General features: G+C 52.1%; 23 protein-coding genes, 1 tRNA gene and 4 pseudogenes. 11 read left to right on the plus strand and 17 right to left on the minus strand.

Annotation, left to right across the window (positions count from 1 at the left end; genetic code table 11):
- Positions 1-173: 173 nt before the first annotated feature.
- Positions 174-514 (plus strand): annotated as a pseudogene (locus tag K5D32_RS20985) (zinc-binding alcohol dehydrogenase family protein); the annotation flags it as partial.
- A 4-nt stretch (positions 515-518) separates the two neighbouring features.
- On the opposite strand, the gene K5D32_RS20990 reads toward K5D32_RS20985, so the two are convergent.
- Positions 519-2,147 (minus strand): methyl-accepting chemotaxis protein, encoded by a 1,629-nt coding sequence (locus K5D32_RS20990; protein WP_221601692.1) that lies wholly within the window; start codon positions 2,145-2,147, stop codon positions 519-521.
- A 99-nt stretch (positions 2,148-2,246) separates the two neighbouring features.
- On the opposite strand from K5D32_RS20990, the pseudogene K5D32_RS26140 reads away from it, so the two are divergent.
- From K5D32_RS26140 to K5D32_RS21005, 3 genes and pseudogenes are all read left to right on the plus strand, one after another.
- Positions 2,247-3,127, plus strand: a pseudogene (locus K5D32_RS26140) (Fic family protein); the annotation flags it as partial.
- Positions 3,128-3,794: 667 nt separating this feature from the next.
- Entirely contained in the window at positions 3,795-4,571 is a 777-nt protein-coding gene (locus K5D32_RS21000; protein ID WP_221601694.1) for a hypothetical protein, read from the plus strand.
- A gap of 145 nt (positions 4,572-4,716) precedes the next feature.
- On the plus strand, positions 4,717-5,040 hold the full coding sequence (locus K5D32_RS21005) for a helix-turn-helix domain-containing protein (protein ID WP_221578455.1): 324 nt from the start codon (positions 4,717-4,719) through the stop codon (positions 5,038-5,040).
- Here K5D32_RS21005 and K5D32_RS21010 read toward each other — a convergent pair.
- From K5D32_RS21010 to K5D32_RS26035, 3 genes are all read right to left on the minus strand, one after another.
- On the minus strand, positions 5,030-5,380 hold the full coding sequence (locus tag K5D32_RS21010; protein ID WP_221578480.1) for a type II toxin-antitoxin system RelE/ParE family toxin: 351 nt from the start codon (positions 5,378-5,380) through the stop codon (positions 5,030-5,032). The genes K5D32_RS21005 and K5D32_RS21010 overlap by 11 nt on opposite strands.
- Positions 5,381-5,471: 91 nt before the next feature.
- A complete protein-coding gene (locus K5D32_RS21015; RefSeq protein WP_221601696.1) occupies positions 5,472-5,750 on the minus strand; it encodes a DUF6124 family protein in 279 nt (92 codons plus the stop codon).
- A 633-nt stretch (positions 5,751-6,383) separates the two neighbouring features.
- Positions 6,384-6,683: an Abi family protein gene (locus tag K5D32_RS26035; protein WP_260407487.1), complete on the minus strand. Its 300-nt coding sequence runs from the start codon at positions 6,681-6,683 to the stop codon at positions 6,384-6,386.
- A 621-nt stretch (positions 6,684-7,304) separates the two neighbouring features.
- Between K5D32_RS26035 and K5D32_RS21025 the strand changes: the two genes are divergently transcribed.
- Together K5D32_RS21025 and K5D32_RS21030 are read left to right on the plus strand one after the other, a co-directional pair.
- On the plus strand, positions 7,305-7,859 hold the full coding sequence (locus K5D32_RS21025) for a Panacea domain-containing protein (RefSeq protein ID WP_221601698.1): 555 nt from the start codon (positions 7,305-7,307) through the stop codon (positions 7,857-7,859).
- Position 7,860: 1 nt separating this feature from the next.
- Positions 7,861-8,289 (plus strand): hypothetical protein, encoded by a 429-nt coding sequence (locus K5D32_RS21030; protein WP_221601700.1) that lies wholly within the window; start codon positions 7,861-7,863, stop codon positions 8,287-8,289.
- 177 nt (positions 8,290-8,466) lie between these two features.
- Here the strand turns inward: K5D32_RS21030 and K5D32_RS21035 are convergent, their stop codons facing one another.
- The 4 genes and pseudogenes from K5D32_RS21035 to K5D32_RS21050 all read right to left on the minus strand — a co-directional run.
- On the minus strand, positions 8,467-10,659 hold the full coding sequence (locus K5D32_RS21035; RefSeq protein WP_221601702.1) for a helicase-related protein: 2,193 nt from the start codon (positions 10,657-10,659) through the stop codon (positions 8,467-8,469).
- Positions 10,656-11,519, minus strand: coding sequence for a DUF1837 domain-containing protein (locus K5D32_RS21040; protein ID WP_221601704.1), 864 nt, complete (start codon positions 11,517-11,519; stop codon positions 10,656-10,658). Before K5D32_RS21040 ends, K5D32_RS21035 begins: the two co-directional genes overlap by 4 nt.
- 239 nt (positions 11,520-11,758) lie before the next feature.
- Positions 11,759-12,082 (minus strand): hypothetical protein, encoded by a 324-nt coding sequence (locus tag K5D32_RS21045; RefSeq protein WP_260407488.1) that lies wholly within the window; start codon positions 12,080-12,082, stop codon positions 11,759-11,761.
- A pseudogene (locus K5D32_RS21050) lies at positions 12,079-12,597 on the minus strand (integrase domain-containing protein); the annotation flags it as partial. The pseudogene K5D32_RS21050 and the gene K5D32_RS21045, both read right to left, overlap by 4 nt.
- Positions 12,598-12,699: 102 nt before the next feature.
- Between K5D32_RS21050 and K5D32_RS21055 the strand changes: the two are divergent.
- Positions 12,700-13,182, plus strand: a pseudogene (locus tag K5D32_RS21055) (hypothetical protein); the annotation flags it as partial.
- Complete coding sequence (locus tag K5D32_RS21060; protein WP_221601706.1) at positions 13,155-14,126, plus strand: hypothetical protein; 972 nt, start codon at positions 13,155-13,157, stop codon at positions 14,124-14,126. The pseudogene K5D32_RS21055 and the gene K5D32_RS21060, both read left to right, overlap by 28 nt.
- Positions 14,127-14,252: 126 nt before the next feature.
- Here the strand turns inward: K5D32_RS21060 and K5D32_RS21065 are convergent, their stop codons facing one another.
- The 6 genes from K5D32_RS21065 to K5D32_RS21090 form a co-directional block, all read right to left on the minus strand.
- The gene (locus tag K5D32_RS21065; protein WP_221601708.1) at positions 14,253-14,861 is read right to left on the minus strand and encodes a hypothetical protein; all 609 of its coding nucleotides are present in this window, start codon (positions 14,859-14,861) and stop codon (positions 14,253-14,255) included.
- A 50-nt stretch (positions 14,862-14,911) separates the two neighbouring features.
- Positions 14,912-15,724, minus strand: a complete 813-nt coding sequence (locus K5D32_RS21070) for a hypothetical protein (RefSeq protein WP_221601711.1) — start codon at positions 15,722-15,724, stop codon at positions 14,912-14,914.
- Between the two features lie 3 nt (positions 15,725-15,727).
- Positions 15,728-16,552 carry a phage antirepressor N-terminal domain-containing protein gene (locus tag K5D32_RS21075; protein ID WP_221601712.1) on the minus strand — a complete coding sequence of 275 codons (825 nt, stop codon included), beginning with the start codon at positions 16,550-16,552 and terminating at the stop codon, positions 15,728-15,730.
- A gap of 318 nt (positions 16,553-16,870) precedes the next feature.
- Positions 16,871-17,029, minus strand: coding sequence for a hypothetical protein (locus K5D32_RS21080; protein ID WP_221601713.1), 159 nt, complete (start codon positions 17,027-17,029; stop codon positions 16,871-16,873).
- A gap of 648 nt (positions 17,030-17,677) precedes the next feature.
- A complete protein-coding gene (locus tag K5D32_RS21085) occupies positions 17,678-17,917 on the minus strand; it encodes a hypothetical protein (RefSeq protein WP_221601714.1) in 240 nt (79 codons plus the stop codon).
- Positions 17,918-18,453: 536 nt separating this feature from the next.
- Positions 18,454-18,529, minus strand: a tRNA-Thr gene (locus tag K5D32_RS21090).
- Between the two features lie 662 nt (positions 18,530-19,191).
- Between K5D32_RS21090 and K5D32_RS21095 the strand changes: the two genes are divergently transcribed.
- Positions 19,192-20,208 carry a J domain-containing protein gene (locus K5D32_RS21095; protein ID WP_221601715.1) on the plus strand — a complete coding sequence of 339 codons (1,017 nt, stop codon included), beginning with the start codon at positions 19,192-19,194 and terminating at the stop codon, positions 20,206-20,208.
- Positions 20,209-20,215: 7 nt separating this feature from the next.
- Here K5D32_RS21095 and K5D32_RS21100 read toward each other — a convergent pair whose 3' ends face one another.
- From K5D32_RS21100 to K5D32_RS21110, 3 genes are all read right to left on the minus strand, one after another.
- Positions 20,216-21,019, minus strand: coding sequence for a 2OG-Fe(II) oxygenase (locus K5D32_RS21100; protein WP_025262476.1), 804 nt, complete (start codon positions 21,017-21,019; stop codon positions 20,216-20,218).
- 25 nt (positions 21,020-21,044) lie between these two features.
- Entirely contained in the window at positions 21,045-21,878 is an 834-nt protein-coding gene (locus K5D32_RS21105; RefSeq protein ID WP_221601716.1) for a glycosyltransferase, read from the minus strand.
- A gap of 205 nt (positions 21,879-22,083) precedes the next feature.
- Positions 22,084-22,995: a LysR family transcriptional regulator gene (locus K5D32_RS21110; RefSeq protein ID WP_221578446.1), complete on the minus strand. Its 912-nt coding sequence runs from the start codon at positions 22,993-22,995 to the stop codon at positions 22,084-22,086.
- A 106-nt stretch (positions 22,996-23,101) separates the two neighbouring features.
- On the opposite strand from K5D32_RS21110, the gene K5D32_RS21115 reads away from it, so the two are divergent.
- Positions 23,102-24,448 carry an MFS transporter gene (locus K5D32_RS21115; RefSeq protein ID WP_221601717.1) on the plus strand — a complete coding sequence of 449 codons (1,347 nt, stop codon included), beginning with the start codon at positions 23,102-23,104 and terminating at the stop codon, positions 24,446-24,448.
- Between the two features lie 21 nt (positions 24,449-24,469).
- Positions 24,470-25,744: a glucarate dehydratase family protein gene (locus K5D32_RS21120; protein WP_198727865.1), complete on the plus strand. Its 1,275-nt coding sequence runs from the start codon at positions 24,470-24,472 to the stop codon at positions 25,742-25,744.
- Positions 25,745-25,829: the final 85 nt, after the last annotated feature.

A 25,829-nucleotide genomic window follows, 5' to 3' on the forward strand; every position in this document is an offset into this window, starting at 1 on the left:
GTAACCGCTGTCTGAAAATGCCCCGTTCCCTGGATCGGGGCATTTTTTATGGGGCCGATCAACGTTGTCGGCTACCCTGGACCGACTCCCGCACAAGTCGGTCAGCCGGATTGCCCATATACGCCCAGTAGCTTCAGCGACATGTTCCATCGTGAGCAGGGCATGGCACCTTCGCACTATCTGTAAGCGCGATTCTGCTCGATACACCGCAAGGCCTGGCCAGCCAAGTCAACGAAACCTTCAAGGGCGGTGCAGACGTGATCTTCGACACCACCGACTTCTGGCTGCCCACTGCTGTAGCGGCACTGGCCACCTTCGGCCGGTGGTCGGCATCAACTCGTTGCTCTACGACTGCCAGGCCTGTGCCGGGATGCTCAACCAGTTCGGGCAGTTCTTCGATCAAGGCTTGCCGGAACTGCCGAGCGGGCTGCTTGAGTCGCCCTTGAGCGAAGGGCGGGCGCGTTACATCAAAGTGAACGAGGGCAGGGGAGAGAAGGTCATCCTCATCCCCTGACGCTTCATGACACCTTGAAGCGGGTCACCATCTTGTTCAAGTCCACTGCCAGGCGTGACAGCTCATGGCTGGCAGTGGTGGTTTGATCGGCACCGGTCGTGCTCTGCAATGAAAGATCGCGAATATTCACCAGATTGCGATCAACCTCCCGCGCCACTTGTGCCTGCTCCTCGGCAGCACTGGCGATCACCAGATTGCGTTCGGAGATTTCATTGATGGCCTTGGTGATCTCTTCCAGTGCCTGGCCAGCACTCTGGGCCACATTCAACGTTGCCTCGGCTTTGGAGCTACTGTTCTGCATCGATATCACGGCCTGTTCGGTATCGTTCTGGATACCTCCCACCATGACTTCGATTTCCTGAGCCGATGTCTGGGTACGATGGGCCAGCGCCCGAACCTCATCCGCTACCACCGCAAAACCTCGGCCTGCCTCACCGGCACGGGCCGCTTCGATTGCCGCGTTCAAAGCCAGCAGGTTGGTTTGCTGCGCAATGGCCTGAATCACATCCAGCACTTTGCCAATCGCCTGGGATTGTTGAGCCAGTGAGCGGACCTGATCGGATGTCACCGCCACATCCCGTGTCATTTGCTGAATCGACGACAGGGTTTCACTGACCCGGTTACGTCCTTCCAGCGCCGAATGGCTGGAAAGGCGTGATGCTTCGGAGGTCGACACCGCATTGCGCGCCACTTCCTCAACTGCCGCAGTCATTTCATTGACCGCCGTGGCGGCCTGCTCGATCTCGTTATTCTGCTGCTGAAGCCCGCGGCTGCTCTCATTGGTCACGGCATCCAGCTCTTCTGCCGCAGAAGCCAGTTGGGTGGCGGACCCGGAAATCTGCTGGATGGTCTTGCGCAGATTGAGCTGCATACCGCTCAAGGCCTGCTGCAAGCGTGAAATCTCGTCGTTGCCTTGCACGACAACGTCTTTGCTCAGGTCGCCCGCCGCCACATCTTCCGCCACCTGGACTGCATCCTTGAGCGGACGCACGATACTGCGAGTCAGCAACACCGCCAGCAGAACCGTCAGCAAGGCCGCCGCAATAATCATCCCCACAATGATGAAGCGAGAGTTCTGGTATTGATCGCTGGCATCTTCCACGGCCTTGTTGGCACCGGCGGTATTCAGGGCAATCAGCTTTTCGAGAATCGGTGCCATCTGGTCCGAGTAGACTTTCAGATCACCGACAATCAAGCCATTGATCTGATCGGTTTCACCCGCCAACGAAATCTTGCGCAGACGGTCCTGCGCTTGCAGATAGCTCTGCAAGGCACCCTTGAACTGCTTGAATGTCTCGGCTTCTTCCGGGGTACTGATCAGCGACGTATAGCTATCCGCAATCTGATTGGCCTTTTGCGTCAGCGTATTGAGCCGAGCCTCGGCTTTATCGACATCAGCCTTGGAGCGATTGACCAAGATGAAATACGACATGGTACGAAAGCGAGTCGTGGTGTCCGCCATTTCGCCCAGCAACCGCGTACTGGTCAGCCAGACCTTGCCGATGTCACTGCTTGATTGATTCAACGACTGCAATTTCTGCAGGCTCAACAGCCCGAGCAGCACCACGATCAGAGCGATCAGCGCAAATCCCAGAGTGGCCCTTGATGCGATACCCAGGTTTCGTAACGACATTTTTGTGTTCTCGTAAGAGCCAGGAGAATTTGTAGTAACCCCTCTATATCGGTCGTTGTGAGTGTTTCTTAATGTTTCGGTGATACCAAATAGGTATCAGTGCTGTTTTCGTTTGAAGTACAAGACATCGACGGCAAGCAATTGCTGGTGATAGAAGTGCCTTCCGGCAAGGACGTTCCATACGCTTTTCGCAATGACATTTACATCCGCCACCCGCAGGCACGGGTACGGGCTGTTTGTTATAGCAGCAAGAACGCCGATGAATATCAGGATTTGCAACACTTTGCTGGCCCTATGGCTGAAGTGATTGAGCAACTGTTCACGTTCATCATGCGTAATACGCCATCGAGAGCGCGCTTCAGCAACGACAGCACCCAGCGTGAAGATATTCCCCTGTACCCCGAAATGGCGATCCGTGAAGGCATCGTCAATGCTTTTGCCCACCGTGACTACAGCAGTTTCTCCGGGGCATCAAAGTGGAAATAAGCCCGGTACAGGTTCAGATCTGGAATTCGGGGACGCTACCTGAGGGTGTCAGTGCAGATCAATTGCAGCATGGGCATATTTCAGTGCTGCGCAACCCGGACATTACCCATGTTCTTTACCTGCTCGGCTATATGGAAAAGCTCGGGCGCGGCAGCGTATTGATCTGTCAGGCATGTGAAGAGGCGGGGCTTCCTGCACCTATCTGGCATTGCGAAGGATCTTCCGGGGTCACGCTGACCTTCTTCGCCCCGGAAGTCACCCCGGAAGTCGAAAGGCTCGTCCTGGCCCTGAAGGGTGACGTGAGCCGCATGGATATTCAGCATCAATTGAAGCTGAGCGATGCCGAGCACTTTCGCAAACAGTATCTGGTTCCGGCCCTGGAGCAGGGGCTCATAGCCATGACCGTTCCCGACAAGCCCACCAGCCGTAACCAGAAGTACCGTCTGACCTCTCTGGGAGGGGCGATCAGGCGTCGTCTGGAAGATAAGCGGTAGATATCAGCGTAATTGTCTTGGGAGCCGTATTTCATCTGCACAACGGATTCCCAAGCTCCCGCTTTTTACCGCACTCCAATGTCACTGAATTCAAGTGCCCTTCATTTAAAGCCTGGCTCGACAGCAATCGTTATAAAGTCCTTATCATTAATATAAGTGATAAAGAATTTTACACATGCTGCTGCGAACGGCTTTCTGTGACTATGGTCATATGCTGCTCGTTATGGGGTTCAGTTTATTCCGAGCCTCGCTTACAAACATGTTCTTTCAGCAGCGCGATCCCAGTACATTTTGCGCCCAGGCACTGGCGGTATCCATGCCTGCTTGGGCGCGACCAAGGCGCGGAGTACCCGTACCCGAATCAGGACGTTTGCAAAATGAAGCTGTTAATTTGTTTTCAAAGGATTTAAAGTACTTACGCAGAGGTAAGTATGGGTAAAAAGCTAAAGATTGATACAAGCTTTGTAAGAAAATATTTCAGAGTGAGAAGTTAGTAAGGGAAAATAAAAAACTTCCAATTACTCATTTGTGGGCAATAAAAATCAAGACATATTTTTCAAATTATCCAATATAGAATTTTCATTACATTTTTAATTTCTGTTCATTATTCTTCGGCAAGGATCTGGCTTTCTCATGGATAAGGTCTCCTTGACCGAGGTAATTAAAAATGGACAAACGAACTGCTAGCCCGCTTTATTTAGTCATCCCTTTGATAGCCGGAGCATTGGCACTGATTGCCAGTGAGCCTGTGCTGGCAGACACACGTGCGCTACGCATCGACTTGCCCGATCCACTTCCCCACGTTCGGGTACTGACCGTTCTGGTAGGCCTTCATCTTCTCGGCCTGTGTTTCGGCCTGGGCGGCGCGACCATGCTGGATTACTGGATCCTTCGCTGGATGCGCAAGGGCAGTTTGCCGGTTGAAATCAAGAGCACCTTCACTTTCATCAGCACAGTGGTCGCCATAGGCCTCGGCCTGCTATGGCTTTCCGGCCTGGGATTCCTCGCTCTCTACGGCCTGGAGTCTCCGGAAAAACTCAGCAACCCCAAACTCTGGGCAAAGGTCTGCATAGTCGCGGCCCTGACCCTCAACGGCATGCTTATCCACGTATTCGTATTGCCCGTCGTGTTACGCGACATGAGCCAGCCGATTCTTGAAGGCGTTTCGCGTAGCCGCATCGCCATCTTCCTGGTATCAGGCGCACTTTCTGCAATGTCCTGGTACACCGCGTTTGCCCTCGGCATCTTCCGGGAGCTGAACAACGGCGTCTCTTTCAACTTGCTGATCGCGTTGTGGCTGACTCTGACTGTCTCCGCCTCTCTGGCTGCCAGCCTGCTCTGGATGCAGCTTCGTGATGCGCGGAAGCGGAAGTCTGTGGGCACGAGTGCTGCTGCGGTTGATGTAATTGACGAGGCCAAGGTTGAGAGGATTGTTGTTTCTTGATTGGTTGGGCTGACACCTTTCGCTGTCAATCAGGAGGGTGGCGACTGTACGCTGACCGTAAATAACGGTTGCATCAAAATTGACCTGTGGCTAACCTGATTATCGTAAATTATAGATAATCCCCCAATGCGAGGGTAAAGGAAAAATGGCACTTCAGTTCTTTGATAGTCCGTTCCACGCAACGCACGATGCCGAAACGGCAAGCAAAATGGCGGTGAAGATGGATCTGTCCATCTTCATCACAGATTGCATAAAAAAAATGGGCCTCAAACAGAGTGAGGCCGCTGAGAGGCTAAACGTGGCTCAATCCCGTGTTTCAGAGCTAGCAACGGGCAAAATAGAAAAATTCACAATCGACGCCATGATGGACATGCTCGATAAATTAGGCTTTCAGATCAATTTCACCTTACCCAGCGAAGTCGCTGGTGATGAAGCCCAGATCGTGATTTCTCAGCGTTCTAGCATTTGATTCCTTGCTTACGGAGCTCAATTTTGAAATCCGTAAGCCGCTGCTCTGCTACTTTCATCGCCTGTTGATCTGTACCGTTTGTGGTTTTCACAAACGAGTGGAGCACAATGACAGTATCCTCATACTTGACGATGTAGATGCATCGGAAGGCTGGGCTCCCGTTGATAATCAACTCCACTGCGCCAGGACCAACAGAGTTCGTTAAGTGCTTGATAGCGAGCGCTGGCTCTGCGCCATACTGAATGCGCCTCAGATCCTTGCCGAACTCATCTTGCACCCATTCGGGCAGATCCTTGTACTCACGCGTTGCGGCTTCATTCACAAAAGCAAATTTTTTAATAGAACAGCTCCCTATGCATGAAAATGAATTGCCGCAGCCGGCACTCTTTTAACAGTAGGCATCCATCACAGGGCGCGAACTCATACGGACTTCATCCCGCCGTCTGCCTCTCCTCCAACCCCGCCACCGAAGCCTCAACCAGCGCCCGCGCTGCCTCTATCTGATGCACTACCGCCTGCGCCAATGGCCGGAACTCCTTTGTACTGTTATCCGCCGTCTCGTAAGCGGTCGCCGCTGCGCAGAGCAGATATTCGGAAGCGAGCACCAGAGCATCCTCGATCTTGATACCAGGCTTTACATTGAAAAAGCCGATATTGAGATCACGCGTCGTTGCTTGAGTCTGGGGTGGATGTGGTGTGGATCTGATCATGCCGAATCTCCCTGATTGATTGAGACGACACCCTCTGCTGTCAATCAGAATGGTGGCGACTGTACGCGGGTTGACAGACCAGGAATCAAGGAACCCGGCGCACACGAATGTGCCCCACGCACAGCCGCCATAGCACACCAGCGGATACAAGGTCTGCTGGCTGATTGCGGGTGTTGCGCCTCGATTGTACGGCCTGTCAAACCGGTCGCTTTGTTCCGCGACGCAGGGAGGTTAGGCCTTGATTTACGTGAGGCGCAAGACGGCCAAGAGGATATCTCTAAAGTTCAGAAGCGTCCTACAGCTTGATGGGGTTTAGAAGGGAAGGTTGTTTCAGTTTGTTTGCCGTAGGGCAGTGGTCGGTCTGCTTTATTTGTGACAGGCCACGATTTTTTGTTTGAGTGATCAAGCAAGACATTAATCGTGGTCCATTTCTGTCTTCCTTACTCCAAACACCAGTTTTCAATCCGCTGTTGCTGGACGTCATCAGCTTGATGGCTCTTTTTTATACGATCTACCTCACGTCCAAGTTTGTTTCGTTCCTTGCTCAGTTTATCTCGCAGGGGACGCAGTAGATCCGAATGTAAATATGACGAGGAAAAGACGGACGCACCAGCTATCCAGCCAGGCCCATACTTAGGGCTCATATGATTGCTGATAGTTGCTCGTATGGCGTCCGATGGCATTCATGGTGATGCGTCGCAATGAACCGTCGAAGCGGTAGATGTCGACGACTGCTTTCAGAGTGCTACCTGGCTTGAAGGTGTGTTCCGGGTCTGGCTCCTGGAAGGGGCGCATGTAGGGGCTCAAGCGAAACAGCGTGACCACTTCAAGAAAGCGCATAGCCCGATCATCGTTGGCGACGTGCAGGCCTCGTTGCTTTAGCAGTTCCAATTGCTGTTCTACGCTGAGGGCCGGCTTGTCGAAGGGCCTCATGTAGTTTCTCCAGGCAAAAAAACTGCACGATTTGAGCTTGCTGAATGGGTCAACCTAGGCTTGGCGGGTGTGTTGGGGCAGTATAGGTAGGTGTGAGAGCCCGTCAACGTCGCTCTGGCGTGACATTTTAACGGCAGGGCGTGCGGGCAATGTGGCAACGTCCTGGAGAGTTTCCAAACCTCGGAAACAACAAAACCCTCGTATTTCTAAGAAGGATTGAGTTCAGAAGATTCCTACAGCGTTGGGGGGAAATGTTGATGGGCTAGCACTTCAATGGCCTAGTCGTGAGCAAGCTCTCTCCCCCCAAAAACGTGCCATAAACAAAAAAGACCCACCTTTCGGTGAGCCTCTCCTGGTACTTCGTATGGTGCGGCACCAGAAGTCGAATAAATGCATAAGCATTTGATTTTAAATAATATTTTTTGGCGTAATGCTGACTCTTACCTCAAAAAATATCTCAAGAAGTGCTTCGTTTTTTGCACAAGACCGAACTGCATACCGCGGCGCTCTCGGTGTGGCGCCCTAACGAACATCTTAATCAAGCGCGGCATCAGCCGACTGCCAGCACCGGTAATCCAGTGCACTGGAGCTTTGAGACAGGTGTGAGCTATCATTGCATCTATGCTAATCGACCACGAACGCGAAAAACTTATCGAAGCAGTTAAGTTTTTTGCGCAAAACACCCGAAAACTAGGGAAGACAAAGCTTTTCAAGCTCTTGTATTTCCTAGACTTTACCCATTTCCGTGATACTGGACGACCGGTCACAGGACTCGAGTATTTTGCATGGCCGATGGGCCCGGTTCCCACCGAGCTCTTCGAGGAGCTCAAGCGTCCTGACCAAGACTGGGAAGGAAATTGCTCCTTCGAGTTCACTCCTACTGCCAGGGGCCATATGCTTCGAGTTGACGCCTTGAGCAAATTCGATCCATCGCACTTCTCAAAACGCGAGCTTCGCATCCTGCACAATCTGGCAGATCAGTTCAAAAATACTGATGCAGAACAAATGGTGGAAGAAACCCATCTAGAAAATCTGCCATGGCATCAAGTTTATGAAGTAGAGGGACGGAAGCAAGCGAGCATCCCGTACCGAATGGCCGTACGTAGTCAGGAAGAAGACGCAGTTATGGGGCTCGCCGCTGAACGAGCAGAAATGGTCGCAACTCTAAGGAAATAATGTGACCCCTGGGACCATCTACCTCCATAAAGAGTTTGTGTTCGCTGACGGTTCAACCAAAGATAAGTTCTTGGTTGTGCTCGGCAACTTGAACAATGGAGTAGTTTTGGTTGCAAAAACCACTTCTCAAGGTCATCACTATCGAAATGATTTCGGCTGTCAAAGCGCAAACAGATTTGCTGCTTTCTTTTTCCCTGCGAACTCTACTTGCTTTCAGAAAAACACATGGATTTGTCTAAGTGAATTTTATGAGCTTAGTGAAAATCAGCTAACACAAGGGTTGGCTACGGGGGGCGTTTTCAGGATTGGTCACCTTGGAAACCCTTTCACACGAGATGTACAATTTTGTGCTAAAGGCTCTGATGACATAAGCGCTGTTCAAGAATCTATAATTGAGGGCAGTCTAGCTCCAGCTGAAGCTACCTCGTGATCGTGAAAATGCTATAAAACATTAACCACCTGCTTTTGTCCAGAAAAATTAAGCTTGACAGCTACGAACTTCTATTTACCCCAAAAAGGACTAATGATTCGCAATACCATCAGTCCTTTCAGAGAAAAATCAACTTACAGCAAAAAAGCGCCACCACATCAACACATAACAGTCACTTCAAATTCGTTTTTTTAACATCCTGGCTTCAATCCCACTTAACCTGCTTAGGATCCCAGGATTACGACTAAGGCGGTCCTTAATAGATTCGATTGTTGTGGCCCCATTCAAAACTCCCGACACTTGGACTATTATAGATCTAGGTATGCCAGCATCAGCCAAGAGTATATCTTGCGGCTCAGTACTTCCATACTGAAGCTTGGTAACAAACAATGCAAAAGATATTTTTTCCGAATATACAAAATTAACTATATTCTCAAGCGCAGATATATATTTAGGGAGAGAATATTCAAAATATGTATATATCAGATCGAGAACATTTCTAATCCTCGTGTCCTCCTTCACCGCGTGATGCTCTCTTATCAGCTGTTTTATAGACGGACTGTGATACACGTGATACTTAACGAATCTCGAAATATTCCCGGTACTCCAATTGTCTCTCTTGTCGGAGTCAGAATAGAGAAAATCATGGACCAGATGAATTATTAAATCGACTTGCTCTTTTCGTGGCGGGTTGTGTGCTCCTAGCAGTTCCCTCCTGATTGAGGGATTTTCTCTGAGGTGCATTATGAGCCGGATTTGATTATCAAGCGACACATACTTATTCTTCTTTAGTACCTCTAGAGGAATCATCAAGGAGTCAGCAAGGTCATTAATTCGCTCTCTTTGATTACGCCCAGCGTCATTCAAATCATCTAGCGATATCTGAATATTGTCTTCTTCTCTCAAATTTTCTGAATCAAATATAGGAAAAGAAATCTCTTCGATATCATCTTGCTCAGCGTGAGGCTCCAAGAATACCGCACGCCCTACGAAATGCTGACCAAATCTACCTGATCGGCCAACTACATTCTTAACCTCGAATCCAGTTAAGCTTTGATCGGCCTTTGTGGTATCAAAGAAAACAACGTTTTTCGCAGTGGTATTCACCCCTTCTGTTAATGTGGGCGTACAAACAATCACATCGAGCTCCCCAGCATTAAACAAGTCAACTATCTCTGACTGTATATATTTTGGGATGCCCGCATGATGAAAAGCGACTCCTGACTGCAAAAAATCAATTAGCCTCCACTCCGTGGATATCGTTTTTTTAATATACTCAACAAGCTCTTCTACTGAATCGCTTTTTTGCCGCAACGCCTTAGACTTTATCTCATGGATTATTTTTGCTCGGGTTTCTGCGGTATCCTTACGACCCACATATACAATGGTAGGCCCATCGATTTTTTTTAGGACTTGTTTTAGCCTCGCATCTTTACCAACTCTCACAGGAAGTGTTATTTCTCGATAGGTCGGCGACCCCCCATCAAAATAGCTTATGATTTCTTTTTGCACGATGTCAGTCTGATATCTCTCAAAATGCCCAGACGTCCTCTCCAAGTATCTCGTGCTAAAACTTTTGAAGTAAGGGCCAATCAGATAATAATCACACTTACGCTTGTACGCCTTATATAAACAATTTGAGAATACAGAAGAACGCCCATCATAGTTGCCGACCTTATACACCTCATCAAACACAAAGAAATCAAACTGTATTCCATGCTCGTCCGTATACAAATCAAACTTTTCAGGCGTAAATATATAAATAGTTCTCCCTTCTGGGGGGTCAGTATGAGTTGAGAACACCAAAGAATACTCAGAAAGCCCTCTATCCTCTCTAAAAGCTTGATAGGTTTCATTCAATAGAGCATTGGTGGGTACGATCATTACTACACACTGATAGGAGCTGTGAGAAATAATTTCTCTGACAATGCGAGACTTCCCAAAGGATGTAGGCGCACTAATCACTAACCGCCTTTTTTTCAAGAAAAGATCATATAAATCTTTTTGCTCTTTGGTCAAAATTACATCACTCTCCAAAGAGTAAAATGCCTTTTGAGCCACCTCTAAGAAACCTTCAGCCGACGGAGCATACTGTAATCGTTTCCGCAGCATTTCCTCATATAAAAATATACGAGATGAATTTATACACTGTTCTAGTAGAGCAATCACCATTGGTTCGTTTACTGCGGCCTCGCACGCAAAACAAAGTTTCTGCACACCGAATGTATAGTACTTGGGGGATTGAAGTACTTTGTATATGTCTTGAACATGCCTGGCGAAGATTTTTGAGTCGCAAGCGAGAGAAATAGCTTGCTCGTCATTTTGCAGTCGTTCGTGCGCTCTATCGGCAATCCTTTGCAAGAAATTCATCTGTAAACCGCCTCAATTTGTTCTAACTTGCTCTTTATTGAATCGACATCCGACAGCGGGAGTAACAAAAAGAACACTTCGACATTAGGTGGTATAGTGATATCCCTAGAATTTATGAGATCATACTTTTTCTCAAATTGTTTCTTTATGCTATTTTTGAAACCTTGATCGATGGATGTGTGCGCTTTAAGGACTGCAGTCTCATAAGTAACCAATGCAGGAATGACTATTTTAACGTCATCTAGCGTAACCGTACCATCTAAAATGTCGACTACGGAATTCGGAATATCTACACCGCCATTAAACTCTACATTTGGGCAAAGAATTGAAAACTCATTTTTTAAATACTCGCCCTTTGTGTGCGCAATAATTTCTTCGACAACGTCATCTAGAGCGCCAGAAAAGGACTTATAAAATTTAACTTCACCCAGCCAGAGAAGAGGTTGTCCATCATCACCAACTGTAAAATGAGCGCAGTCAAACCCCTTTATTTGGTCTTTCACCGAGCTTCTCAGCTTGACCTTTGTGACTAATCGTTCGGTATTATAGAATGACTGCAACAACAAGAATAATAGAAGCTCTCCATAGTCGCCCTTCTTATCTTTTTTTGCTTTTGATATCCTAGAGAATGCAAGCCTATACATCTCATCAATATCGTCCTGCTCTTTTAATCTGCTATATTCTTCTGGTGTTAAAGCAAAGTGCGGCATTGCACCACGAATAATTTTAACAAGATCAGACTCTCTGTAGACACCACTTTCATAATTCAAATGATAAGGATGCTTACCAACACCGCTGTCTTCGATATCTTCATCGAATCTGAATACAAGCTTAGTGAATCGCGTGTATATCTTTTTCAATCACAAGCCTCCACACAGACAGCCGGACTGGTGGGGGCGGCACAGACACAAGCCACAGCACTCATTTGGACTTCCCTTCCGATGGAGCATAGCGGGCGACGAGCGCAGAGGCATTTCGTCATCTAGACCTGAGATTACCAGCTTGAGCGCGCTATCGGAATGCCACCACCGATGCTTTTCATCCAAAAGCACAGACCTTTTTATCCTTAAAGGCGGCCGACCATCAGCCAAGTATCAGCCTATTTCAGGGATTCAATCTCTGCCGGTGGGCGAGCCGAATACATAGACTTACTGCTTGAATATCCATGGTTTTCTAATCGATGCACGATTAGTTGTACCGTCAGGTGGTAGTAATATCGTGTCGCCTCGCTGTTCCGGCATAGGCGAATTTCGAGAAACCAAACCAAGTGCTTTCTCTGCCAAGTCCAAGGCGATCCCCGCTGCCAGCGCTCCGCAATCTCAGCCTGGATGATTTTCGCTTGTCGCACATGGCGTTGCCGAGTTGGGTGCGAGCCCGTCAGCACCGCAGCCAAGAACAGCTCCATATCGAAGACCTTACTCATCTGAGACCTCCTGCGTAGGAAGCGACCACATCGATCCGAGCGTGTCCCAGCTCTTGGCTGATTTGTCTCCGGGCCTGAAGATCAAGCTTCCTATCTAACTGGCAGCAGTGGCCGCCATTGATAGGCGCGTGGTGTTGGGTGATTTGCTCATAGCGCTCACATGCGTAGGCCGCTCGTAGCTCATGGAAACCTTTGAGGTTGTGTGCATGCAGGATGTCTCGTGCTGGGCGGATGGTTTCCTGCAGCACACCAAGATAGCTTTCGTGTGGAGCAATCAGATTGCGGCTACCAACAGGCGACACCTGCTGTGCAAACCCGAGTGCCTCGCGAACATGGTCGTCCACCACAATCCAGCGGGGTGCCGAGGCACCTGCGCGGCCGCCTTTGGTGCCATCCTGAATATTGATCCTGCCTAGGTCGCTAGCCTCACGGCTTAGCCGTGACAGGTCGGCCAAGATGGCCTCACGCAGGCGCATGCCGGTGGCTCGCGCCAACAGGACGATAGCTGCGACCCGTCCACAGAAGGTTCAACAGTGTGGTCTTTCCTGCACCGGCTTCTCCGGTGGCTTCCAGGAACGGGAACGACTGATGCCGAGCACGGATCTGTTCGCAGAACAGAGATGGTGTTCTGCCGCGAACTGGCCGCCGTGCTGGCCAACCCGTTGCCGATGAATATGCGTCATGCAGATCTGCGCGCCGTGCTGGCCGACATCAGCACAAAGACCGGTCTGCGTTTCCGTGTGCCGGACAAGGCCTACACCCGGACCAATGTCGCCTATTTCTACAGCCTGGCGGCTGGGTATCAGGCCCTGGACAGCCTCGGGCGGGTCTTCGGGATCGAGGACTTTATCTGGCAGCAGCAGGGCGATGGAGAGGTGTTTGCCGGATCCTGGGCTGACAGCTTCTTTGGTGCTCGATCTGCACTCCAACTACCTGTCAGCCTGTTCGACGGCTACCAGGGCAATCAAAGCGCAATGATCGCGGCTCTCCCTAGGCTGCGACCGGGCGTTTCATTCAACAACGGCGAGCGGATCACGAGCGTGACGCTGGCCGGCACACAGATGGCCATCAAATGGACGACGCAATCAAGCGCGGTGTAGAACGCCTTTTTCCTGAACTCACCGGCGGCTACCATTTGCCGCGTTTTGGCCGTGTGGTGTCCGTTCCGGACGCGCCGGCCGGAGCTGGCCTATGCGACGACTTTCGCCCGCGCTACGCGGTCGATATCGAAGTGCTGGCAGCGGACGGCGAGCCGGATCCGGATCTGCCGGTGCTGGCCGGCGTGCCGTTACCGCTGGCCAACGGCGGTGATGAGATGGGCATGTTTGGCTTTCCGGAGGAAGGCACGCGAGTCGTCGTGTGCTTCGCTTACGGCCTGCCCAGCAGCCCTTATATACAGTCGATCCTGCCGCATGGCCTGAGCCTGCCCAAGGTGCCGCAAGGTGACCAGGTATGGCAGCACAGTGACGCTGTGCAGCAGCGTGTGGATGCGGACGGCAACTGGCTGCACAAGACGGATGGCAAGATCAGGAACGAGGCCATCGAGCGCGAGGTCGAAGCCCTGGGCAATTCGGAGCAGTTCCAGAGCCACACACGGAACGTGGACGATCATTCAACGGAGACGGTCGGAGGGATCAAGAAGATCGAGGCGCTGGGTGCGCTGAAGTTGCAGTCAGGAGGATCTGCGAGCCTGGTAGCGGTGGACGACCTGCACATTGCAACTACGCGGGATCTGAACCTGGTCGTGGCTCAAAAGCATAACGCAACGGTCCGTGGCGACATGCAGGAGCGGATCGAGGGGCTGCGTCAGAGCATTGCCCAGGAAAGCCAGCGCCTGCAGGCTCCAAAGAACTGGGTAGGCTCCAGCGGCGTGAACATCTTCAAGGTGCTGTGCGACACCCTGGATCTGCTGTATGAGATGAACACTCAGATTGCGGCACATGTGCATGGGCAGTCGCCCCCGCCGAGTAATGCGGCGGCCTTCACGGCAGATGCCGCCAAGGCTGCACTGCTTTCCGCAACGCTTGGAGCGGTTACGCTTTGAGGGATCGAGCATCCAGCGTAAAATTGATAGGCTAGTTGAAAGCTCCCCATGAAACAAGAAGGCCGCCATACTAAGGCGGCTTTTTTGTTTTCTAAAGCTGTATGGAAATTGGCAGGAAAAAGCAGGCTATTTAGTTTCACCTTCGAGTGTATAATATTTTTGTAATTCGGCTCGAATTTTTTTTATGTCGATCAATGCTGTATTGATCTTGCTAAAACATTCTTCTCTATAGCCATCAAAATCCGAAGTGTAAATCAGTTTGTTTCCGTTGATATCATATGCTCTTTGATTAAGACCTCTTGCAGTTGCGCATCTTTCAAGTTCAGATGACAGAAATCTTATCTCCTCGTGTCTAGATGACATATCCGTACTAAGTGCTTGGGTAATGAGACGCCTTTCAGCAGCTTCAAGACTTTTAGCTTCCAGTATCGCCAGTTCTGCTTGTGCTTTCGCGGTGGCTTCTTGGTGCTTGGCACTATCTTTAAGTGCTTGCTTTGTTTCGCTTAGCTCTTCTTTTTGCGCCAAATAAGTTTTAATCAGGAAGTATAACGCCATTAGTGAGGACAATGGATTAATCAAACCTCCAAAGTAGTCCCCCATTGCCCCCCATTTCGATGGGTCCTCCGAAAAACTATAGTCATGGAATTTTGCAAGATAGGAGCCCCCAATTAGAATCATATATAAGAATATTAAAATCCAAGGCCATTTGTGCTTGACTGATTTTGTGGTTGACATCTTTCTTCCTTAAAGTACATGGTTTCAGAGCGCGCAATTTAAAATAACAATCATTTTTGGGTTAACATTAGTTTCTTTCTAGTCTCATAAAGACCCGCTAAGAGAGGCGCTCCGTAAAACATGCTAACCCTATTGAGAGTCCCGTTCATAAGGTCATCAGTGTTTTTTTGGTTGAAAAATTCCTCGTGTACAGAGTCAAGCCAAATGCAGTCAGCAAGATTTATATTTTTCACATTTTCTATCTGGCACGTGGTATGGGCCGCAGCATAAAGATGGGCTACATTACTGAGTGGCCCATTCTGGGCATTGGAAAAATGAATCGCATAAATCAGATTTATTGTTTTTATCTCTACGCCACTATTAAGTAAGAATTTTTCATATGGTAGCGCCTTCGTTATTGGAATTAACGAGTTTAAGTACATCGATTGCCAATGCATCCTAGCAATCCCCTTCAGAATATCCTCACTCATCTCATTAAATATCAGTCTAATATCGCCAGCAATATTGGTGATTTTCGTAAACTCCCGGCCGTAATCTGAAATGTTCGGGTTCGTGTTTGGGATTTCAATAATAATCTCCGTAAGTCTCTGGCAGAGCTTTTCACATTCGTTGAAAAGAACAAGCTGCCGATCTTTTAGCTTAGAGTCTCGGTACTGCTTAAAGCCTATATAAAAAGCGCCTGCAGTAGCTATCTGTGCTATGGCGGCGATTACGTCTGAAAATTTCAACACCCAAAATTGAGATCTAAAATCCACGAACATGTATATCGCGATCATCAGCACCATTACAAAAGTTATAACCGCCAACGGATGATCAGAAAAGCTATCACCTGTTTTTTTCTTGATTCTTTTTTGATAAAGCATGAATCATTCCCCCATTGTGAACACATGGCATCTATGTTGTGTTCCGAGATCAATTGCGCTATCGACTGGTTTGCTTAGATGAAAGCGAGGGTGCCGACTTTCTTTGGAAATCGCCTGTATCTCTCGTGATGCAAGGTAGGGGATGCCATTGGCGGTGAAAGCTTTGTTCAGGCTTGTCCAGTGCAGAGCAAGCAACTGCTCTGGCTTCTTGGAGTGATTGAACGGCACACGCAAGTCCTGAAGCCGCTGCAATGCAGCCCAAAGCGGTGCTAGGCGCTCCTCGACACCAGATGTACCGACGCCAATGTCATTGATCGCTGGTACCGAAAGCCCCTGTTGTTCCGAAACCTGTGCGACCTGTTCATGTAGTGCAGCACGGAGGCCGTTGTCGCGAGCTTTATGCAGCTCCTTCAACAGAGCAATGCGGTGCCTGGACAAAGCCAACTGTTGGTTGACGTTGGTGCTGCCGGGCCTTGAGGCACTGCCCTTGGTCCAGTAGTCCCAAAGTGCATCGTCGCATTCTTCCTGGTAGCGGATGATCTTGTCGCGCAGCTCGGGCTTCACTTTGTTCGGGCTGATCGAGTAGAGCCAGGCCGGGAGCTTGCGAAGCGGGAGGCAGATCATTCCACGCAGCTTTCCATCCTCTGCAACTGTGTCGATTTCCGACACAGTTGAATCGAATTTCTCAACGATTTTGATTCGCTGTGCTGACCAAGCGAGGCCCATATTCTCAACGATTGGCCGCATAGCGACATATGGTTCATTGCCTTGGCCAACTAGGACTACGGTGTCTTCGTAAAACGGGACCGGCATCAATTGTGGGTGCATATCAAATCCTTGTGTTCGGCGATCAGGTGTCACCGTAATGGTGATAACTGGCGGTCAACTGAGGCGGAAATGACTGCAGTTGACCAAGCAGGTGTGGCGGAGATCGACAACAGCTCTATCGAGCCGAAAACGTCCGTCCGACGGCCTGCAGCACCGTTGCCATGTCCTCTTCCGTCGTCTCCAGTGAGGCCGACAGCATCTGTGGGGTCAGTGTACTGGCCCTTTGATGCTCTTCAAGCAGAACCATCAGTGTTTTGATCGTGAGCTGTGCCCTGTGGAGCACGTGGTACTCGTCCTCTGTCACTCGATACCCGGCGCTCATTGGACACCGCCTTGCGTTTCCAGAACGCGAACGATGGCCATGTGGTGGTTGTAACGAGAGAGGCGGGTCGCGAGGGATGAATCAGCGTGCAGCGCGGCAAGGGCCATGCGGCGGTGCGCTAGGGCGCGGATCTTGGACGGAATGAGGGCGGTCATGGTGAAGCTCCTTTACAAGGCTGGAGCTGCCACGTTCGTTACCAAGCGAATGGGTGGCAGCTGTGCACAGGTTGGTAAACCGGGGTAAAGGAGCCCGGCAGGCCCGAAGACCTCCCACGCACAGCCGCCATAACACAGAGCTGCAGACACAAAAAAAGCGCCTGCAATCGTGATGGGGGCGCTGTTGCGCCTTTACTGATCGGGTTACCAAGCCCGTTCGCTGAATTTGCAGCGACAGCCGGAGAATAGGGCGTGGTGCCCTATTCGTCAATAAAATCGGCGGCAGCAAAAAAAACGCGAAGGAAATTCACTTATCCCCCTCCCGCCGACGCGCTTTGCGTCCGTTTTTTGTGCAAATCCTAATGTAGTGCAAACGAACCTGCAGCCCAGGCGGGCCGTGGGCTTCTGTAGGTGATCGGCCATTTCATTGTGTGAAAGGTTTTGCAGAGAAATGAAGCGCGATTGCACAGCGGCGCTGCAGGCGGTCATGGACGGGGGAATGCTGGAGTGCCCGGATTCATTGGGTGAAAAATTGAAAAACCGGCGAAAGGGTGGGTTTTCAAAAACAGATCGGCTCTCGAAACACTGCACCAGGTTATTGCCGGTCAGATCCACGCAAAACGATGGAGGCAAGGCGTATCAAGGCTATCAGCCGCTTTCGGTGCTGCTGGGGGCTTGCACAGCGGTGCATAGCTCGCGACGAGCTTGCAGTATGGAATTTAAAGCTGATGGATTGGTAGCCCACACCTGGTATTCGTCCCAAGTGAAACCCAAGTACTCATGAAGCGCCATGTCTTCCCCGACAAGCCCAGCGTGCCAACTCTCGACAAGTGCATCGAGTTGATCATTTTGCACCTCACCTCTGAGGCGCATCTCTACGAAACTCATTCTGCTTCCTCGTTACCCACAGGGAATACCGCACTCATATCTCCCAAAAATACCTGAAAGTTTTCGGGCTGTCAGATAGCCATTTCCAGTTGAGGGCTGGGGAAAAGGTAATTTTGGTTAGGAGGGCGGCGAGCGTGGTTGCAGGCCTTGTAAAGCGGGGCTTTGAGCAATTACCAGAGAAGGTAATTTAGGGTAATTGGAAAGGTAATTTTTTTGTAAGTTACTGATTTTAAAGGACTTTATGAGTGGCCGATATGACCATAGTAAAAGGTAATCTGATTACTAAGAAATTACCCTATTATTACCGTTAAGGAATCCTGCTAAGACATTGATTTTAAAGGCCTTGGCGGGTCCATGAAAATCAAATTACCAAAATTACCTTTTCCCCATGGGTCAACATAAAACGTGGAATGGGCGTGTGCGTGGGTCGCTCAAAGGCGTGCTCTTGCAGCCAGGCTCATGGCCTCTTGTTACGTGGCTTGTTACGTCTGGTACAAAAAACAAAGGCCTGCATCGCTGCAAGCCTTTGATTTATATGGTGCCGGCACCAGGAGTCGAACCCGGGACCTACTGATTACAAGTCAGTTGCTCTACCAACTGAGCTATACCGGCGTAATGGGCTGCGAGTATATAGAGTCTGTTGCGCTTGTAAAGCCTAGCTGTCTGATTCGGTTGAAAAAAACCGAGGAGTGGTGTGGCTTGTGGTCTGAATGCAGGATTGCTACAGGTCGATGCGTAGGGGATTTCCCCGGTTGTTGGGCGATGGGGCTGGAGGGTGGTGTTGAAAGCGGGGCGGTTGGGCGTTGTATTGGCGGCTTGGTGTTGGGGCTGATGCTTGCCTGGTATTCGGACGTTTTGAGTAGGCCTTTTGAATCAGGTACTTGAGGGGTAGTGGCCATTCGGACAGGTTTTCCTAACATGATAGGTATTGGCCATTTGCCCCCATTTGCGGCGCTTCGGGTGCTTGCATAAGCTTGGTTTCAACGGCCCGGACCACTGGCAACACGGAAAGGGTTGTTGGCTTTTCAGCTGACAGGACAAGGATTGTCATGAGTATTCGAGGGATCGAGACCTTGCCACGGTATGCAGTAAATCGCTGGTCGGGGGTTGTCTGAAAAGTGGTCATTTTTAATCTGAACTCATGCTTCAAAAATGCCCGGGTCCAAGGATCCGGGCATTTCAGTCTGTCTGCTGGACACATGAGACTGATGTAAGAGCAAATCTTGCCGATATAGAGCTTGTTAAGTGGCATGTCGCCATGGATTGCAAGACATATGCAGAGAACTCTTACTCATTACGAGCAGCTCAAGGTCGCTCGCGATGCCACACCTGAGCAGATCAAGAAGGCCTATCGCAAGCTGGCCCAGCAGTTGCACCCGGACAGGAATCCGGCGCCCGACGCTTCAGACCGGATGGGCATTCTCAATGCCTCTCATGATGTGCTCGCAGATGCTCAAAAGCGTGCGGCCTACGATGCGCAGCTCGCTTATGAGGAGCAAAGAGCCCAAGAGGCCTATTTGCGCAGCCGGCAATTGCAAACGGCTGGTGCGCGCGCTGCCAGTGCCTATGCAGCGGCTGCACCTGCCACCCGGCCTGCGCAACCTCGTGCGGCGCAGGCGAATGCTGCTCCGCAGTCTCCCGGGCCATCCTCAAGAGCGTCGGGTCGCAAGCGTCGGCGCAGTGTGTTGCGCTGGGTGCTGGTGTTCATGATCTTTTGCGGGGCCGGTGTCTGGATGGGTTATGACCCGAATGCAGGCAAGGCCTATGTACCGACCGAGTCCTTGCCGGTTGCTCATACCTGGGTCAAGCCTGCGCCCGTACATGCACCCGCAGAAGCGCCAATAGGGAATCCGATCAAGCTGGTGGATCCGGCACAGCCCGAGTGCGTGATTCCGGATCTCGACCCGATGGGCGCTGCCTGGCCGCAGAAGGCGGGCTATGTGAAGGACATGCCGCTGCGCAAGGACAACGGCTGGTCGCAGATCATTATCGACAACACGGGCGGTGAGTCGGCGGTTTACGCCAAGGTCACGGATGCGGTGGGCCGCAATGCCTTTCGGCATGCGTACGTTCCGGCCGGAGCGGTGTTCGCTTTTTCCAAAATGGATGCCGGCCTGTACCTGCTCAAGTACAAGATGCTCAATACCGGCTGTGCGTTCGCCTCCAACCGGATTCTGCTCGAAGAAACGCCCATGGGCAGTCAGGTCAAATCCAGTGTCTACAAGCTGACACTGCGCAAGCTACAGAACCGCAACTCGCAGTTCTCCAACCTGAAAAACGATCAGTTCTGACGCCTTATCAGTTTTTCTTTCTGATGAGCTTGTTCAGGTAGTACCTGGGGTTTATGAGGTCTTTGGGCCTTGGCTTGTAGTGGGTCTTGTTTCTTTGGTTGGGGTCGACTGGCCCCTTTGATGCGGTGTAGTAGTAAAGCGCAACCGAGCGGCGAGTGATGTGCTCCGGCGTCGTCAGCGGTTCCGGGTGGCCGTGGTTACTGTCGGCGTCGGTGTTGAAGATCACGCAGCGGTTGTAGATGGGCAGGACTTTTTTCAGGCATGTGCGCATGTCCACATCCCAGAGTTCCAGGTTGCCGCCGTATTCCTCTTTCCAGTCCGGGTTGAGGTAAATGATGGCGTTGATGCGGCGGTCGATATTGAGTTTCTTGTTCAGCCTGAAGTCCGAGTGCACGCCCAGGAAACCGCCCTTTTTGGTTTCATGCAGGCCGCCGCCGGAGAAGTACGGGTCAGGTATCAGGCCTTCGATGCCGGTGAGCTTTTCAAGAAAGTGCAGCATGGGGGCCGAGTTGAAGGCGCTGAAGATCTTCTTCAGGTGAGGGTCGCATTCATTGGGGCTGATCTGTCTTTTGTGCTGCCCTTTGTAGCCGCGCTCGTAGAGCATTTCGTTGTCGGTCGGCTCGGCGGGGAAGTGTTCGCAGATGCTGGCGATCAGATCAGGCGGTAAAAAGTCGTCGATTACGATATGCGCGAATGGTGCGGCCTGGGTGTAGCTATCGGTCAGCGACTGACCCAGCTCGCCAGCGGCTGCCAGGTCGAAATCAAGCTCTGGAGCCAAGGTAATGGGCAGTGTGTGGTGAGTCGCAGTCATTGCCGCTCCAATAGTCGGAAATTCATCAGGTGTTCATTGTCGGCGCATCTTGCCTGCGAGCGTTGTTCTTGTTGATGCGCTCCAGGATCTCGTTATACATCTTGACCCGGCGATGCGTCGTGTCATAACCACCGGCTGCCGAGACAGTACCCGCCTGGATGTGATCCAGGTAGCTGAAAATCTTGCGCGGCGACAGAAACTCGATGTCATAGCCAAGCTCGACCATGGTGTCCTGCAGGGTATAACCCGGCACCCGATCATCCATCTGGAAGTGCAGCCCGTGCTGCTTCATCAGCTTGGTGTTCCACAGGGTGCAGAAGCTTTTCAAGTGCGCTTCGCGGTAGGCCTTGGGCTGTTTGGAGCGCAGGCCCAGGGCGAGTTTCATGCGACGGAAGTGATGCTTGAACAGGCGGGAGCTGAAGCGCCAGATGGTTCTGGCGGTGCCACGGTTCAGCTGCTCCACACAGCCGACGGCTGCAACTTTCGGGTTCTTGATGCACTTTTTCAGCATCATGGAAAACACATTCTTGTCGAAGATGAATGTGTCGGTGTGCAGCAGGAACAGGTAATCGGTTTCGGTCCGCTCCAGGATCATGTCGAGGGCTTTGCCGTGGGCGATATGGCCGCACTCCGGTCCGGGGCTCTTGCGCTCGATCAGGTTGATCCAGTCCAGAGAGCGCAGGTATTCAGTGCTGTCATCGGCGGAATCGTTGTCCACCACCCAGACCTGGTGCGGGGTGTTGCCCAGATGCTGGTGCAACAGATCCAGGCATATCTTGGTAATTTCGAGGGTCTTGTAATTGACTATGGCAATGCTGAAGGTAGGTGTTTTATCAGATACAGAATCAGAATTGCTCATCGTCATGTACTCATTATTCGCTTGGACGCAGGCGCAAAAAGCGGTCTCGCATTTAATTGTTTCTTTATATTTCCTGAAAGGCGCCCACGCGCATAATCCATGGCTATCTAGAATCAATAGCCATGCAACGAGGGTAATATCCATAGGCAACTAGCAGGAAAACTAGCGGGGCTTATCCTATAATCCTCCGCCCGATACGTAAACCCTAATGGTTGCTGGCGCCCCATCCTTCGCGCACGGCTGTTCTGATCCCCTCCAGCAGCATCGCAAACGCCGGATTGTCGTTGTTTTCGGTCCAGATCAGATGCAGTTCGCTCTGCACGCCTTCCCCCAGATCGATATCTCTGAACACCACGTTCTTGAAGACCACGCTGGTTGCGCAACGCGGGACCAGTGCCAGTCCCATGCCCGCATTGACCAGCGCCAGAATGGTCAGTGACGAACCCAGCCATTGCACATACTCCGGGGCAACCCGGGCCGAGCGGAGCATTCCGGTCAGCAGTTCGTTGAATGGCGGGTAGGCCGAGTGGGAGTACATCAGGAACGGTTGCGTATCGAGGTCCTGGACCGACACGGTTTCGCTGCTTGCCAGACGATGGCTGCTGGGTACAGCCAGCACGAAGGGCTCGCGCACCAGGCATTCAGTGGCGTAACCGGGCTCCAGCAGCGGAGTGCGCACGATGCCCAGGTCGATGCGGCGCCCGCGAAGGGCCTCGTGCTGCTGATAGGTGTTCATTTCCGAGAGGTTGATCCTGACGTGTGGCTGCTTGAGCCGTGCTTCAGCGATGACCTTGGGCAGAAACTCATACACCGCACTGCCGACGAAGCTGATATTGACCGAGCCGATATCGCCCTCGGCGAAGCGTCTGGCCGTGACGGCTGCTTGCTGGGCGCGCTCCAGCAGGTACTGGGCTTCGACGAAGAAGGCTCGGCCTGCGGCGGTCAGGGCCACGTTGCGAGTGTTGCGGGTAAACAGATCGACACCCAGATGATGCTCCAGCAACTGGATCTGACGGCTGAGGGGCGGTTGGGTCATGTTCAGCCGTTCTGCGGCGCGACGGAAGTTGAGTTCGGTCGCGACGGTGGTGAAGCAGCGTAGTTGGTTAAGCTCGAACATTGATTTAATCCGGGTATCAATCGTATGCCAAGTTAGATTAGACGGTAACAATCACTGCGTCCATGATCGACTTGTCCCTACAAAAACAAAGAACGGGAGTCGCATCTTGAAGAATCTCCAGAGTCCCTCCGACCCTGCCGTGCTTGCCCGGGCAGCGGCCAAGGTGAAGCGCCATGTGCTGCCGCTGTTCGTGGTGATGTTCATCGTCAACTACATCGACCGCGTGAACATCGGCTTCGTGCGCAGCCACCTGGAAACCGACCTGGGCATTGGTGCAGCGGCCTATGGGCTGGGTGCCGGGTTGTTCTTTGTCGGCTACGCGCTGTTCGAAGTGCCGTCCAACATGCTGCTGCAACGTTACGGCGCTCGCGTCTGGCTGACGCGCATCATGTTTACCTGGGGCGCCGCAGCCATGGCCATGGCGTTCGTGCGCGGCGAAACCAGCTTCTATGTGCTGCGCTTCATCCTTGGTGCGGCCGAAGCCGGGTTTTTCCCCGGCATCATTTACTACTTCACCCAATGGCTACCGGCTTCCGAACGCGGCAAGACCATGGCGGTTTTCCTCAGTGGTTCAGCCATCGCTTCGGTGATCTCCGGACCGGTTTCCGGCGCGCTATTGCATATCTCGGGGCTCGGCCTGCATGGCTGGCAGTGGATGTTTCTGATCGAAGGCTTTGCCTCCGTGCTGCTCTGCGGGTTCGTCTGGTTCTGGTTGCAGTCCCATCCGAGGGAAGCGAAATGGCTGAGCGAGGAAGAAAAAAACGTACTGATTGCGGCCATTGCCCAGGAGCAGCGTGATCGTGAGGCTGTGCAGGTCGCCAGGCCTTCGATGTTCAAGCTGCTGGCCGACCGGCAGATTGCGCTGTTCTGCTTCATCTACTTCTCCATCGCCCTGACCATCTACGGCGCGACCTTCTGGTTGCCCAGCATGATCAAGAAAATGGGCAATCTGGGCGACTTCCAGGTTGGCCTGTTCAACTCGGTGCCCTGGATCATTTCCATCGTGGCGATGTATGGCTTTGCCGCCATGGCCAGCAAGTGGAAGTTTCAGCAGGCCTGGGTTGCGCTGACCCTGGTTATCGCTTCGTTCGGCATGTTCATGTCGACAACCGGCGGCCCGGTCTTCGCCTTCGTGGCCATCTGTTTTGCCGCCATCGGCTTCAAGGCTGCATCGGCGCTGTTCTGGCCGATTCCGCAAAGCTATCTGGACGCCCGCATCGCTGCGGCGGTGATCGCGCTGATCAACTCCATCGGCAACCTGGGCGGCTTCGTCGCGCCTACGACCTTCGGGATTCTGGAGCAGACCACAGGCTCCATCGAAGGAGGCCTGTATGGCTTGGCGGCAACCTCGCTGCTGGCCGCCGTGGTGATCTTCTTTGCCCGCACAACGCCCGCCAGCCGACAGGGCAAACCTGTCGAAGCGGCAGAGCCTGAGCGTGTTGCAACACATTGATATCTGATCGGGAGCATTACCTTGAAAATCAAAAGAGTGACCGTGACCCCCATCGCCTTTCGCGATCCGCCGCTGCTCAATGCCAGTGGCATTCACGAGCCTTTCGCGCTGCGCTCGATCATCGAGATCGAGAGTGACAACGGTTACATCGGCCTGGGCGAGAGCTATGGCGATGCTCCGGCGCTGGCGATTCAGGAACGTGTGAAGGATCAACTGATCGGCCTTGACCCGTTCAACCTCAACCAGTTGCGGGCCATCGTGCAGGCCACTGTGGCAGCCAACAAGACCGACAGCCTGGCGGGCGCGGAACTGGCGCCCGGCTCTCATGCCAGCAAGGCAGTCAGCAACGCTTACTCGGCTTTTGAAGTCGCGTTTCTGGACCTTCAGGCCCATTACCTGAACGTGCCGCTGGTAGATCTTCTGGGCGGCGCGATTCGTGACGAGGTGCCGTTCAGCGCCTATCTGTTCTTCAAGTATGCGCAGCATATCGATTCGCCTTACAAGCCGGACAACTGGGGCGAAGCCCTGAACGAAGAGCAGATCGTGGCTCAGGCCCGGCGCATGATCGAGGCCTATGGTTTCAAGAGCATCAAGCTCAAGGCCGGTGCGCTGGAGCCCGAGCATGAAGTCGCCTGCATCAAGGCCCTGAAAAAGGCATTCCCCGGTTACCCGCTGCGTATCGACCCCAATGCCAACTGGTCGCTGGAAACCTCCATCCGCATGGCTGAATTGCTGGGCGATGACCTGCAATATTACGAAGACCCGACGCCGACGCTGGAAGGCATGTCCGAGCTGCACAAGCGCACCGGCTTACCGCTGGCCACCAACATGGTCGTGACCGATTTCGACGAGTTCCGCCGTAGCGTTGCGCTGAACAGCGTGCAGATCGTCCTTGCCGACCATCATTACTGGGGCGGGCTACGCGATACCCAGGCCCTGTCGAAAATGTGCCAGACCTTTGGCCTTGGCGTGTCCATGCACTCCAACTCGCACCTGGGCATCAGCCTGATGGCCATGGCCCATGTTGCCGCTTCGGTCCCCAATCTGGATTACGCCTGCGACACCCATTACCCCTGGCAGGAGCCGGATGAAGAAGTGATAAAAGGCGGCAAGCTACCCATCGTCGACGGCTGCGTAAAAATCACCCGCGCACCGGGCCTTGGGCTGGAGCTGGATTACGACCAGTTGGGCAAGCTGCACGACCAATACCTGAGCTGCGGCATCCGCCAGCGTGACGATGTGAAACAGATGCAGCGCTACAAGCCAGACTGGAAGACCGTCAAACCAAGGTTTTGAGGCCTTCGCGAATGAATTCGCTCCTATGTATGGACTCGCCCCCACTGTCAACCCGCTTTGCTTTTGAACACCGCTACCCGGTTGC

This window comes from Pseudomonas cichorii (assembly GCF_019719005.1).
GTDB classification, from domain to species: domain Bacteria; phylum Pseudomonadota; class Gammaproteobacteria; order Pseudomonadales; family Pseudomonadaceae; genus Aquipseudomonas; species Aquipseudomonas cichorii_E.

Excerpts from the sequence above, each read along its gene's own strand:
- K5D32_RS20990 (WP_221601692.1), bottom strand. The coding sequence starts at position 2,147 with ATGTCGTTACGAAACCTGGGTATCGCATCAAGGGCCACTCTGGGATTT.
- K5D32_RS21000 (WP_221601694.1), top strand. The coding sequence starts at position 3,795 with ATGGACAAACGAACTGCTAGCCCGCTTTATTTAGTCATCCCTTTGATA.
- K5D32_RS21005 (WP_221578455.1), top strand. The coding sequence starts at position 4,717 with ATGGCACTTCAGTTCTTTGATAGTCCGTTCCACGCAACGCACGATGCC.
- K5D32_RS21015 (WP_221601696.1), bottom strand. The coding sequence starts at position 5,750 with ATGATCAGATCCACACCACATCCACCCCAGACTCAAGCAACGACGCGT.
- K5D32_RS26035 (WP_260407487.1), bottom strand. The coding sequence starts at position 6,683 with ATGAGGCCCTTCGACAAGCCGGCCCTCAGCGTAGAACAGCAATTGGAA.
- K5D32_RS21025 (WP_221601698.1), top strand. The coding sequence starts at position 7,305 with ATGCTAATCGACCACGAACGCGAAAAACTTATCGAAGCAGTTAAGTTT.
- K5D32_RS21035 (WP_221601702.1), bottom strand. The coding sequence starts at position 10,659 with ATGAATTTCTTGCAAAGGATTGCCGATAGAGCGCACGAACGACTGCAA.
- K5D32_RS21045 (WP_260407488.1), bottom strand. The coding sequence starts at position 12,082 with ATGAGTAAGGTCTTCGATATGGAGCTGTTCTTGGCTGCGGTGCTGACG.
- K5D32_RS21060 (WP_221601706.1), top strand. The coding sequence starts at position 13,155 with ATGGACGACGCAATCAAGCGCGGTGTAGAACGCCTTTTTCCTGAACTC.
- K5D32_RS21065 (WP_221601708.1), bottom strand. The coding sequence starts at position 14,861 with ATGTCAACCACAAAATCAGTCAAGCACAAATGGCCTTGGATTTTAATA.
- K5D32_RS21070 (WP_221601711.1), bottom strand. The coding sequence starts at position 15,724 with ATGCTTTATCAAAAAAGAATCAAGAAAAAAACAGGTGATAGCTTTTCT.
- K5D32_RS21075 (WP_221601712.1), bottom strand. The coding sequence starts at position 16,552 with ATGCACCCACAATTGATGCCGGTCCCGTTTTACGAAGACACCGTAGTC.
- K5D32_RS21080 (WP_221601713.1), bottom strand. The coding sequence starts at position 17,029 with ATGACCGCCCTCATTCCGTCCAAGATCCGCGCCCTAGCGCACCGCCGC.
- K5D32_RS21085 (WP_221601714.1), bottom strand. The coding sequence starts at position 17,917 with ATGAGTTTCGTAGAGATGCGCCTCAGAGGTGAGGTGCAAAATGATCAA.
- K5D32_RS21095 (WP_221601715.1), top strand. The coding sequence starts at position 19,192 with ATGCAGAGAACTCTTACTCATTACGAGCAGCTCAAGGTCGCTCGCGAT.
- K5D32_RS21100 (WP_025262476.1), bottom strand. The coding sequence starts at position 21,019 with ATGACTGCGACTCACCACACACTGCCCATTACCTTGGCTCCAGAGCTT.
- K5D32_RS21105 (WP_221601716.1), bottom strand. The coding sequence starts at position 21,878 with ATGAGCAATTCTGATTCTGTATCTGATAAAACACCTACCTTCAGCATT.
- K5D32_RS21110 (WP_221578446.1), bottom strand. The coding sequence starts at position 22,995 with ATGTTCGAGCTTAACCAACTACGCTGCTTCACCACCGTCGCGACCGAA.